This is a genomic window from Klebsiella sp. JN_Kp122, assembly GCF_040062085.1.
Lineage (GTDB): Bacteria > Pseudomonadota > Gammaproteobacteria > Enterobacterales > Enterobacteriaceae > Klebsiella > Klebsiella aerogenes.
Map to the genome: position 1 here is coordinate 80,260 of NZ_JBEAHW010000018.1, position 12,057 is coordinate 92,316.

Annotated in this window: 13 protein-coding genes; 7 read left to right on the forward strand and 6 right to left on the reverse strand. The window is 54.5% G+C overall.

The genetic code is table 11. From position 1 onward, the window contains the following. Positions 1-17 precede the first annotated feature (17 nt). A complete protein-coding gene (locus tag ABLU78_RS06785) occupies positions 18-1,445 on the reverse strand; it encodes a cytosine permease (RefSeq protein WP_015705730.1) in 1,428 nt (475 codons plus the stop codon). Between the two features lie 197 nt (positions 1,446-1,642). Between ABLU78_RS06785 and ABLU78_RS06790 the strand changes: the two genes are divergently transcribed. The 7 genes from ABLU78_RS06790 to osmB all read left to right on the forward strand — a co-directional run bounded on the left by ABLU78_RS06790 (position 1,643) and on the right by osmB (position 8,223). After that, entirely contained in the window at positions 1,643-2,185 is a 543-nt protein-coding gene (locus ABLU78_RS06790; protein WP_015705731.1) for a HutD family protein, read from the forward strand. 242 nt (positions 2,186-2,427) lie between these two features. Next, positions 2,428-3,216 carry an enoyl-ACP reductase FabI gene (gene fabI, locus ABLU78_RS06795; protein WP_015366239.1) on the forward strand — a complete coding sequence of 263 codons (789 nt, stop codon included), beginning with the start codon at positions 2,428-2,430 and terminating at the stop codon, positions 3,214-3,216. A 191-nt stretch (positions 3,217-3,407) separates the two neighbouring features. Next, entirely contained in the window at positions 3,408-4,568 is a 1,161-nt protein-coding gene (locus ABLU78_RS06800) for a carboxymuconolactone decarboxylase family protein (protein ID WP_032708276.1), read from the forward strand. A gap of 81 nt (positions 4,569-4,649) precedes the next feature. After that, complete coding sequence (locus tag ABLU78_RS06805) at positions 4,650-6,584, forward strand: exoribonuclease II (protein WP_045387626.1); 1,935 nt, start codon at positions 4,650-4,652, stop codon at positions 6,582-6,584. A 149-nt stretch (positions 6,585-6,733) separates the two neighbouring features. After that, positions 6,734-6,916: a hypothetical protein gene (locus ABLU78_RS06810; RefSeq protein ID WP_015366235.1), complete on the forward strand. Its 183-nt coding sequence runs from the start codon at positions 6,734-6,736 to the stop codon at positions 6,914-6,916. Between the two features lie 70 nt (positions 6,917-6,986). Then, complete coding sequence (locus ABLU78_RS06815; protein ID WP_015366234.1) at positions 6,987-7,736, forward strand: DNA-binding transcriptional regulator YciT; 750 nt, start codon at positions 6,987-6,989, stop codon at positions 7,734-7,736. A gap of 268 nt (positions 7,737-8,004) precedes the next feature. Next, complete coding sequence (osmB, locus tag ABLU78_RS06820; protein ID WP_026612282.1) at positions 8,005-8,223, forward strand: osmotically-inducible lipoprotein OsmB; 219 nt, start codon at positions 8,005-8,007, stop codon at positions 8,221-8,223. A gap of 113 nt (positions 8,224-8,336) precedes the next feature. Here the strand turns inward: osmB and yciH are convergent, their stop codons facing one another. The 5 genes from yciH to pgpB form a co-directional block, all read right to left on the reverse strand. Further along, on the reverse strand, positions 8,337-8,663 hold the full coding sequence (gene yciH / locus ABLU78_RS06825) for a stress response translation initiation inhibitor YciH (protein ID WP_015705734.1): 327 nt from the start codon (positions 8,661-8,663) through the stop codon (positions 8,337-8,339). Further along, complete coding sequence (pyrF, locus tag ABLU78_RS06830) at positions 8,663-9,400, reverse strand: orotidine-5'-phosphate decarboxylase (protein WP_015705735.1); 738 nt, start codon at positions 9,398-9,400, stop codon at positions 8,663-8,665. The genes yciH and pyrF overlap by 1 nt, the downstream gene beginning before the upstream one ends. 194 nt (positions 9,401-9,594) lie before the next feature. Further along, positions 9,595-10,764 (reverse strand): lipopolysaccharide assembly protein LapB, encoded by a 1,170-nt coding sequence (gene lapB, locus ABLU78_RS06835; RefSeq protein WP_015366230.1) that lies wholly within the window; start codon positions 10,762-10,764, stop codon positions 9,595-9,597. 6 nt (positions 10,765-10,770) lie between these two features. Then, positions 10,771-11,079 (reverse strand): LapA family protein, encoded by a 309-nt coding sequence (locus ABLU78_RS06840; protein ID WP_015366229.1) that lies wholly within the window; start codon positions 11,077-11,079, stop codon positions 10,771-10,773. 142 nt (positions 11,080-11,221) lie between these two features. Then, positions 11,222-11,980 (reverse strand): phosphatidylglycerophosphatase B, encoded by a 759-nt coding sequence (gene pgpB, locus ABLU78_RS06845; protein WP_048228869.1) that lies wholly within the window; start codon positions 11,978-11,980, stop codon positions 11,222-11,224. Between the last annotated feature and the right edge of the window lie 77 nt (positions 11,981-12,057).

Below are 12,057 nucleotides of genomic sequence, written 5' to 3' on the forward strand. Positions count from 1 at the left end.
GCCGCCCCAGCTATTTATCACTGCGGAAACACACTCTGCGCCGGTAATGGTCGGCGGTCAAAGCGGCGCAGCGCATAATACAACCATCCGGTACCTACCCAGCCGATAATCCATGACACATCATTGCCGGCGAATATCCACGTCAGCGAACCATGGAACAGCGGGTTCTCAATAAACGGCAGTTGAATAAGCACGCCAATGATATAAATGGTAATGGCATACAAATTCCAGAAACCATAGCGCTGATGCGGATCGCTAAGCGCCGGAATATCGACCGCGCCTTTAGAAATAATGTAGTAATCGGTCAGGCTGATGGCGCTCCAGGGAACGAAAAAGGCCAGCAGGAATAACAGGAAATGGGTAAAGTGCTTTAAGAAAGCCGGTTCGCTAAGCAGCGCGATAATACACGAAGCCGCGACCATCAGGACGACGAAAGCAACGCGGCATTTCTGCGACAACGCCGTCTGGCGACGGAAACCGGAAACAATGGTGGTCAGAGACATAAAACTGCCGTAGGCGTTAAGCGTCGTGAAGGTGATCTTGCCAAAGCAAATAGCAAAGTAGATAACCATCGCCATCACCTGGCTTTTACCCAATCCCACCAGATAACTCACTTCATGACCGGGGAAAGCGCTGCCGGCAATCGCGGCGGTAAACACCCCCAGCGTCATAGATGTCTGGGTTCCCAATACGGTACCGAAAAACACCGAGCAGAACGTTTTCGTTGCCGATACATTGCGTGGCAGGTAGCGCGAATAGTCGGACACATACGGGCAAAACGCGATTTGCCACGACGAGGATAGAGACACCGCCAGCAGGAACATCGGCAGGGAGAAATGGTTATTTTGCGCCAGGGCCGCGAGATCCGCCGACATCAGCAGGGTAACGAACATATAGACGAAGGCCAGAATGCCGATAATGCTCGCCAGTTTACCCAGCTTATGAATCACCTTATAACCCAGTACCGCAATGACAATAATAATCGCGCTGAATAGCAACATTCCAGCGACATTGCTGATATTCAACAGCTTTGCCATCGCCTGCCCGGCCAGTACGGTACCGCTAGCGGAGAAGCCAACATACATGATGCAGACCAGTACCAGCGGCACTACCGCGCCAAAGACGCCAAACTGGGCGCGGCTGATTATCATCTGCGGCAAACCCAGCCGTGGTCCCTGCAGCGCATGCAGCGACATTACCGCCGCCCCCAGCACCTGACCGAGGAGAAGACCTATCAGCGACCACACCACGTCGCCGCCCAGCACCACGGCTAAAGCGCCGGTGACAATAGCGGTAATTTGCAGGTTGCCGCCAAACCACAGGGTAAACTGGCTAAACGGATGCCCATGCCTTTCGCGCTCGGGGATGTAATCAATCGACCGCGTTTCACTTAATCCAGCCTGACTATTTTTTGACTGCCCATCTGTAGATGAAAAAGAAGACATAGGTACCTCGCTATTATTATTTATTCACTCCCCATCTGACCGATCCTGTATATACAAGCATTGACAACTGCCCGCACCGCACGCATCCTATTTTTGTGATGAATATGTAAATTCTTTGTATTGCAAAAAGTAACAAAACCATAACAATAACGTTGATAACGCCTGCGCATACCGCGCTAAACCGAGGTGTAACGCTCATGATCGTTCCCGTCCAACTATCCACTCTGCCCGTCACGCCCTGGAAAAATGGCGCAGGCGAGACCCGTGAGATAGTCTGTGTCCCCTCTCCTGACGCCCCTTTTTTATGGCGAGCCAGCATTGCCACCCTGCAAAATGATGGCCCGTTTTCCTGCTTTCCCGGCGTCGACCGGGTCATTACTCTACTGGCCGGGCAGCCGCTGCGCCTGAAAGGCGAAGCTATCGATCACGCTTTAACGCTTTGGCAACCCTGGGCTTTTGCCGGCGAGTGGCCGCTGCGTAGCGAAGGGATCCGCGAACCCGGTCTCGACTTTAATATCATGACCCAGCGCAACCGCGCAGCCGCCGAGGTACGGGTCGTTGATGATATACAGACTCCCGGCGACGAAGGCGTCGCTTGGGTATTACAGGGGCGCTGGCAACTTGGTGAACGGCAATGTGAAGCGCAATCGGGTATTTTCTGGCATCAGCAAACGCCGGGCGAACTCGCGCCGCTCACGACGGACGCCCTACTGTTACTCACCACGATCGTGCGCCGTTAACCGCAGAAATATCGGTAACGCGTCGTGATCTCACGGTAAAACGTAGTGATTATCCGGTGATATACTGGGGTAAGCGCATTTATCATTACGCGCTGCGTTGCGATAGGCGGCACAAAAAATCGTGACACAAGGGGTCTTCAGTGGGATATAATTCCCGGCTAAATTTGAGTTATTTTGAAATAACAACGTTAACCGTTTGATTGTTAGAGTAAAAATAAGCAATAACGATAAGGATTAAAGCTATGGGTTTTCTTTCCGGTAAGCGCATTCTGATCACTGGCGTGGCCAGTAAACTGTCCATCGCCTACGGTATTGCGCAAGCAATGCACCGTGAAGGGGCTGAACTGGCATTCACCTATCAGAACGAAAAACTGAAAGGCCGCGTAGAAGAGTTTGCTGCTGCGCTGGGTTCTAACATTGTGCTGCAGTGCGACGTGGCTGAAGACGAAAGCATCACCGCGCTGTTCACTGAGCTTGAAAAAGTATGGCCGAAATTTGATGGTTTCGTGCACTCTATCGGTTATGCGCCGGCTGACCAGTTAGATGGCGACTACGTCAATGCCGTCACTCGCGAAGGTTTCAAAATTGCCCACGACATCAGCGCTTACAGCTTCGTGGCGATGGCGAAAGCTTGCCGCTCGATGCTGAACCCGGGCTCCGCGCTGCTGACCCTCTCCTATCTGGGCGCTGAGCGCGCGATCCCGAATTATAACGTGATGGGTCTGGCAAAAGCGTCTCTGGAAGCCAACGTACGCTATATGGCGAACGCGATGGGTCCGGAAGGTATTCGCGTTAACGCCATCTCCGCGGGTCCGATCCGCACCCTGGCGGCATCCGGTATCAAAGATTTCCGTAAAATGCTGGCGCACTGCGAAGCGGTCACCCCGATCCGTCGCACCGTCACCATCGAAGACGTCGGCAACAGCGCGGCCTTCCTGTGCTCTAACCTGTCTGCGGGCATCTCTGGTGAAGTCGTTCACGTTGACGGCGGTTTCAGCATCGCTGCGATGAACGAACTGGAACTGAAATAAGTTCCCTATCCTCCTCACCCCGGTGAGGAGGATCTCTCTCCTTTCTCTGCTTACGCTTCTCTTCTGTTATTCCAATCCGCTATTTGTTAGTACGTATCAATATTTTCTCCTGCTTCAGGGTTACGCCAGGATAGTTGTGCATAGAGGTACCGCGAAACGGCGGTTCGCCACCTACCGAACAAGGAACGCCCATGGAGCAACGCCGCGTGTATGGCAAAAACCACTGGTATCACGAGACCCAGTCAACCAATAGCCCGGTCGAGATTCTTCCTCTGGTCCCGGAGGCCGCTGACGTTGATGACCGTTTTTTGCTCGATCTGCCACTCGCAGCCGATCTCAGCCACCCTCATGAAGGCTGGCTGGCGCCCGCGCGTCAGTTGACAAAGGTCCTTTTCCCGGACAACGTCACGGTAACCCGATTACAAACCTTCAGCGCCTACGACCGTCTTAGCACCGCCCTGACCGTCGCTCAGGTCTACGGCGTACAGCGCTTGTGTAACCACTACGCCGCCCGTCTGGCGCCGTTGCCTGGCCCTGACTCCTCACGAGAAAGTAATCACCGGTTGGCGCAGATAACCCAGTACGCCCGCCAGTTAGCCAGTTCTCCCTCGGTTATCAACGAGGTCTCCCGCCGCCAGCTTGAGGAGGTCGGGCTGACCAGCCGCGATATTGTGTTAATTAACCAAATTATCGGCTTCGTGGGCTTTCAGGCCCGCGCGGTGGCCGCATTTCAGGCCGCGCTTGGGCAACCGGTACGCTGGCTTCCCGGTATGCCGCAGCAGAATGATGCCCCGGCAGAACGCTTTACTGATGTTACTGGAGAGTGGTCCCTGGATATCGATGATGCCGACCTGCGTTACGCCAATGATGACAAGCAAGTCAGGCTCGCCGCATGGAACCGTCATCCCGGCCTGCAGCCTCTCGCCCCCCTTCTGGCAACGGATGAAGGCGCGTTGGCCCTGCTACATCAACTGCTGAATCAACTGGATAATTCTGCGCAGCCCTTAAGCGCAATGGCGGCGTTACTCGCGGCGCGAATCAACGGCAGCGTCAGCTGTTTTAACGCCTGGAGAGCTCGCTGGACAGGTGACAACGGATTGTTGCAGGCATTGCGCGGCGATGAACGAACGGTTCAGCACTGGGCGCGAAGCCATTCTTTGGAACACGTTTTCCTACAGGCGGCGCAGCTATTGACTCGTGCGCCGGACCGTTTTAGCGCCGCGCAGCTAACTCCCCTCACTGAATATGGGCTTTCCCGCGTTGAGGCTATCGATCTGCTGGCGTGGTGCGGCCTCTGCGGGTGGCTGAACCGGCTTAAAATCGCCCTCGGTGAGGTACGTCAAGCGACGTAAAATGCTGAAACAGCGCTTGCTGAGGCAGGCATATTCGCGTAAAAATGTCAGCCGCTCTTTTAGCCACGAAAAAACCTAATTATGTTTCAGGACAACCCGCTGCTAGCGCAGCTTAAACAGCAATTGCATTCCCAGACTCCCCGCGTTGAAGGGGTCGTTAAAGGCACGGAAAAAGGTTTTGGCTTCCTTGAAGTCGACTCGCAAAAAAGCTACTTCATTCCGCCGCCGCAAATGAAAAAAGTGATGCATGGCGATCGTATTATCGCTGTGGTCCATACCGAAAAAGAACGTGAAAGCGCCGAGCCGGAAGAGCTGGTTGAGCCTTTCCTGACCCGTTTTGTCGGTAAAGTGCAGAAAAAAGACGATCGTCTGTCTATTGTTCCTGATCATCCGCTGCTGAAAGACGCCATCCCTTGCCGCGCCGCGCGCGGCGTAGAACACGACTTCAAACAGGGTGACTGGGCGGTGGCTGAAATGCGTCGCCATCCGCTGAAAGGCGACCGCGGTTTCTATGCCGAATTAACGCAATTCATCACCTTTAGCGACGATCATTTCGTGCCGTGGTGGGTGACGCTGGCGCGTCATAACCTGGAAAAAGAAGCGCCGAATGGCGTTGCCACCGAGATGCTCGATGAAGGACTGGAACGCCGCGATCTGACGCCGCTTGAGTTCGTAACCATCGACAGCGCCAGCACCGAAGATATGGACGATGCGCTGTATGTCGAGCGCGCCGACGACGGTAAACTGCTGCTGACCGTCGCTATCGCCGATCCGACAGCGTGGATTGCCGAGGGCAGTAAACTGGACAACGCGGCGAAAATCCGCGCCTTCACCAACTATCTGCCGGGCTTTAATATCCCAATGTTGCCGCGCGAGCTGTCTGACGATTTGTGTTCGCTGCGCGCCAACGAAGTGCGTCCGGTACTCGCCTGCCGCATGACTCTGGCGGCTGACGGCGCCATTGAAGATAATATCGAATTCTTCGCAGCAACTATCGAATCTAAAGCCAAACTGGCTTATGACGACGTCTCCAACTGGCTGGAAAATATCGGCTCATGGCAGCCTGCTGATGACGCTATCGCGCAGCAAATCAAACTGCTGCAGGAAGTCTGCCAGCACCGCAGCGAATGGCGTCAAACCCACGCGCTGGTATTCAAAGACCGCCCTGATTATCGCTTCGTGTTGGGTGAGAAAGGTGAAGTGCTGGATATCGTTGCCGAACCGCGCCGCATCGCCAACCGCATCGTTGAAGAGTCAATGATTGCCGCTAATATCTGCGCGGCACGCGTGCTGCGAGATAACCTGGGCTTTGGCGTTTATAACGTGCACACCGGTTTCGATCCGGCCAACACCGAACAACTGGCCGCGCTGCTGAAGACGCACGATGTGCACGTCGATCCGCAGGAAGTCCTGACACTCGACGGTTTCTGTAAACTGCGCCGCGAACTGGATGCTCAGCCTTCAGGTTTCCTTGATAGCCGCATCCGCCGCTTCCAGTCGTTCGCCGAAATCAGTACCGAACCGGGCCCGCACTTCGGCCTTGGGCTGGAAGCTTACGCCACCTGGACTTCGCCAATCCGTAAATACGGCGATATGATCAACCACCGTCTGTTAAAAGCCGTCATCAAAGGCGAGACCATTGGTCGCCCGCAGGATGACGTCACCGTGCAGATGGCGGAACGCCGTCGTCTGAACCGGATGGCGGAACGCGACGTCGCAGATTGGCTGTATGCTCGCTTCCTCAATGATAAAGCCGGAACCGATACCCGCTACGCGGCAGAAATCATTGATGTCAGCCGCGGCGGCATGCGCGTGCGCCTGGTCGATAACGGCGCTGTCGCCTTTATCCCGGCACCTTTCCTGCACGCGGTGCGCGATGAACTGGTCTGCAGTCAGGAGAACGGAACCGTACAGATTAAAGGTGAAGTCGTTTACAAAGTCACCGATGTTATCGACGTGACTATCGCTGAAGTCCGTATGGAAACCCGCAGCGTCATCGCCCGTCCGGCGGCGTAACGCTTTTATGGCCCCTGCCCAGGGGCCATACATTTCTCGTTTTGAGTGAATATCGCCAGCCGCGCAAGGATGTGCGTTTTTTTCGCTTCTCTTTTGCAACTGTTTTTTGCATCATTGATTTCATTCATTTTTGTAACCAGGATAATGCTATGTCTGATCTGAATGCCCGCCTGCTCGCCCAACGTATCGATACCGTGCTGGATATTCTGGTTGCCGGAGATTATCACTCGGCGATCCATAATCTGGAGATCCTCAAAGCCGAGCTGCAGGCGTTGTCTCACGACGAGCCAGAGAAGGACTCAGGGCAATCGAAAGCGCCGTGGGAAATCTAAATCATTCCTGTCCCCCAGCACGCCTTAAGGCCTGCTGGGCGCCGTATAGACCTCTAACTGTGATGTAGCTATGAACGCCCGACAACAAAGTATTTTGCAAATGGTCATCGATAAAGGCCGTATGAGCGTAGCCGATCTGGCCAGGATGACCGGTGTCTCAGAAGTCACTATTCGTCAGGATCTGAATTCTCTGGAAAAACAAAGCTACCTGCGCCGTACCCACGGCTTTGCGGTACCGCTGGATAGTGAAGACGTCGAAACCCGGATGATGACCAACTTTGCCATTAAGCGTGAACTCGCCGCGCGCGCCGCGTCGCTGGTGGCAGCCGGAGAGACGGTGTTCATCGAAAATGGCAGTTCAAACGCCCTTCTGGCTCGCACATTGGCGGAACGAGGCGATATCACCATCATCACCGTGAGCAGCTATATCGCGCATTTACTCAAGGAAACGCCGGGCGAGGTGATTCTGCTGGGCGGTATTTATCAGAAGCGCAGTGAAAGCATGGTGGGCCCGTTAACCCGCCAGTGCATTCAGCAGGTACACTTTAGCAAGGCATTTATCGGCGTTGACGGCTGGCAGAGCGAAACCGGCTTCACCGGCCGCGACATGATGCGCGCCGATGTGGTTAATGCGGTGCTGGAAAAACAGTGCGAAGCCATTGTGCTGAGCGACAGCTCGAAATTCAGCGTTGTGCATCCCTATCCGCTGGGCCCGATTTCCCGTTTCAATCGCATCATTACCGATAATAATTTGCACGACACTATCCGCCAGCAGCTCACCGACAGCGGTTTAACCGTCGATATTGTTAACCCCGCCTGATCGCTTCCGCCAGCGCCCGATAAAATGGCGTTGGCGTCCCTTCTGCGTCTGAGAGTATTCCGACCCGCAATTAAGATTTTTTACCTGACGTTAAATTTTAAAATAAGTAGAATTATTATTAGCGATATAACAGGAAGTGACTATCACCTGCGTGATTAGAGCAACACCTGCGCAACTTAAGTTTCATGGAATAACCCGTAAGTCATAGCCTGTTGCTATGCTTAAAGGAAGTTGTATCCATGAATAGATTATTCAGGAGAATAAAATGATGACTTCGATGAGCAAAAAAATGGCTGCGGCCGTACTGGCGGTTACTGTAGTAATGTCTCTGAGCGCTTGCTCTCACTGGTCTAAACGCGACCGTAACACCGCAATCGGCGCCGGCGCCGGCGCACTGGGCGGCGCGGTATTAACTGACGGCAGCACCCTGGGCACCCTGGGTGGCGCAGCGGTTGGCGGCATCATTGGCCACCAGGTTGGCAAATAACCACCCCGCATATTAAATTAATAATAATTTCGTAGTTACTGACTCACGCATCTACAAATAATTAAGGCCACGGTAAATACCGTGGCCTTGTTGTTTATTTCATAGAAATTATCTTAGCCACCCGCTAATTTCACTTTCATCCCTTTGGCTTCCAGCAGTGATTTCAGCAAGTCGCGTTTATCCCCCTGAATTTCAATCACTCCATCTTTCAGTGAACCGCCGCAGCCGCATTTCTTTTTCAGCTCAGCGGCCAGCTTCGCCAGCGCGTCGTCATCCAGATCGATGCCGGTAATCAGGCAGACGCCCTTTCCTTTGCGCCCGCTGGTCTGGCGTTGAATACGCACGATGCCATCGCCTTTCGCTCGTTGCGGCGCCGCTTTCGGCTCTTCGATACGGCCGCTATCGGTGGAGTAAACCAGGCGGCTATTAGAATCACTCATTACGCCCCCTGCTTCAGCGATGCGTTGATTGCCGCAAGCGTTGCCGCCGGATCGGCAGACTGGGTAACCGGGCGACCAATCACCATATAATCAACTCCCGCCTGCTGCGCCTGTTCCGGGGTCATGATTCGGCGCTGGTCGCCAGCATCGCTGCCTGTAGGGCGGATCCCTGGCGTGACTAACTTAAATTCCTGCCCTAACTCCTGCTTAAAGCGGACGGCTTCCTGCGCGGAACAGACTACGCCGTCCAGACCACAGCGTTTGGTTAGCGCAGCCAGTTTAGCGGCATGATCGGCAGGAGAAAGCGTGATGCCAAGGTCCTGCAAATCGCTGGCTTCCATGCTGGTCAATACGGTGACCGCAATCAGTAACGGCGCCTCTTTTCCGAACGGCAACAGCGCCTCGCGGGCCGCCGTCATCATGCGCGCACCGCCTGAGGCGTGAACGTTCACCATCCATACGCCGAGTTCCGCCGCAGCGGCGACCGCACGTGCGGTGGTATTAGGAATATCGTGGAATTTCAGGTCGAGGAACACTTCAAAGCCGCGTTGATGCAGGTCGCGAACAAACTGCGGCCCCAGCAGCGTGAACATCTCCTTACCTACTTTCAACCGGCAGTCGCGGGGATCGATTCGATCAACAAAGGCTAACGCCTTGTCACGGTTATCATAATCAAGCGCAACAACGACGGGAGAGGATGTGATAACGCGAGGAGAAGAGGTAGCAGTAGACGTCATGACCGGACCTTAATTGTGGATGAGCGCCGCCAGGGCGCAAAAAAGGTAAACGGGCAGCATTCTACCTGCGAAGTGGGGAAAATGACAGGCTGCTTTTGCCCCTCTACAGACAAAAACGGGCACGCGGCAACAGGATTGGGCATGGTAAAACCCAGATAAGTATGTTGTAACTAAAGTCTGGCTTTTTTTAGAAGTTACTGACCATCCAGGCCACGAATTGGCTTGATAGTCGCCCACGAGCGGCAGGACGGGCAGTGCCAGTACAGGGTGTGGGAAGTAAAACCGCACTTCTGGCAGCGGTAGCGCGGTTTGCTCCGCACCTGTTCACCAACCATGTTACGCAAAACCCCCAGACTCGCCTTCGCGCGCCCTTCTTCCGCCTCATTAAGATGGTAGTCCATCAGTTTATGGAACACGCGCATCGTTGGGTGACGCTCAAGCTGGCGGGTAACATAGCTCTGTGCGGCCTCGGCACCTTCCTGCTGCTCGATAATCTGCGCCAGCATGAGTTCCGCCGTCGCACCGGTGTTCTCTTCTACACAGCGGCGCAAAAACGCTTCCCACTCCGCATGCTTACCCAACTGCTGATAACAGGTTTGCAGCATTTCCAGGGTTTCACCCACCAGTTCTTTATCCTGGCCAATCACCCGTTCCAGGCTTTCTACCGCTTTCGCGTAGTCGCCTTTTTCCATCCACACGCGCCCCATCATAATCGAGACGCGGGCGCTATTGCGGTCCGCAGACGCGCCTTTCTTCAGCAGCGTCATCGCTTTATCGAGATCGTTGCTGGCCATCTGCTGTAGCGCCAGTTCACACCAGAAGTTGGCGATGTCGCTGCGATGTTTTTCTTTGCCCAATTTTACCAGCCGTTCGGCGACTTCAATCGCGGACTGCCAATCGCTGGTCAGTTGATAAATCTGCAGCAGTTGTTGTAGCGCGCCCAGGCGGAAGTCGGTTTCATCCACCAGCTGCTTGAACATATCTTCCGCGCGATCGTACAGGCCAGCGGCCATATAATCGCGCCCCAACTGTTGGACGGCGAGCAGGCGTTGATCGTAGGTGAGCGAGGCGCTCTCCATCAGGCTTTGGTGAATACGGATGGCGCGGTCAACTTCGCCACGGGAACGAAACAGGTTGCCAAGCGTCAGATGAGCTTCGACGGTGCCGGTGTCCTCTTTTAACATATCGAGGAACAGATCTACGGCTTTGTCCTGCTGATTGCTCAGCAGGAAGTTGACCCCGGCCACGTAATCACGCGACAGGCGACTAGCATCGTCCTGTTTGGACTGTTGTGCGCTCCTGCGCCCCATATACCATCCATAGGCAGCGGCAACGGGAAGAAGCAGAAACAACAACTCCAGCATAGAAGGTTATTCCTTGACCGCAGGGACGCCGGCATCAGCGGGCGCCGCGGCCACTGGCGCGATCTGCTGCTCCAGGCGTTTAATTTTACGCTCGGCGCGCGCCAACGACACACGTACCCGCAGCCAGAACAGACCACAGATCAGCCAACCAATGGCAAATCCGCCAGCAAACAGTACCGCCAGCAGCGTGGAGATACGGAACTCACCCTGGGCAAGCAAATAGTTGAACGTGACCAGTTGGTCATTTTGCGCGCCCAGCGTCACAGAGATGACGAAGATAGCTAATACCAGTAAGAAAATAAGTAAATATTTCACATGACTTCCCGTTCTGTGGGTGGCGCGAGTAAAACGCGTTCAAGCCCTATAAAGTATCATTTTCACCGCAGTGGTGAAATGGAAAAGCATGACACCCATCATGATATGCGGCCAGATGCCGCGAAATTCAACATAAACGCCGTCAGGTTGCGCGTTTTTTGATATCGCTCGCCTCTTCAACAGGCGGGGTTAACGGGCCGCAAAAACGCTGCGTGAGCCAGGTCGCCGCGGAAACCAGCAGCCATGAAAGGCTGGTCGCCACGATAAGATCCTGCGGCCAGTGCATACCCAACGCCAGACGACTGCCCATGACCGCAGTAGCCCAACCCAACAGCAAACCGATAGTTACCCAGCGCCGGCGCGGCCACAACAGCCCGACCCCCAGTAGCGCCCAACTGGCGGCAAACATGGTATGGCCGGACGGAAAGGCAAAACCGGTCTCTTTTTGCCAGTGTTTACGCAAGAACCCCGGTATTGTCTGTTGCTCAGCCAATTGCTCATGCACCAGTTTAGCGCGTTCTTTACGTTTTAACTCATAGAATTGCGCCACCGGAACCTGTTGGGTTCTTTCTAACCAAATCACAAACGGCCGTGGTTCCTGCACCCGTTCTTTGATCCAGGATTTAAGCCCCTGTCCTGCCAGGATAGCGGCGCCGAGAATGAGAAACAGCACCAGCGCTTCGCGCAGACGAAATCGTAAACACCACAAAAACCAGCCAAATAGCGCTACGTGAGTAATTATTCCCCACGGCTGGGTGACGGTTTCAGTCACCCAGTACCACATTTTCAACATGGCCGGTGCTTGACCCGGCTGCCACTGCCAGCCGGAGAGCCAGACTATAACGGGCATAACAAGCAATAGCGCCGCCCCGATGGCGGTCCTTTTGGCAATTAACAGCATCGTATCTCCTTCTCTTTCCTTCTGAATATCATAACGGAAAGTAGATCGTTTGTGCGCTTTCCGCGCAGGCGGTCGTT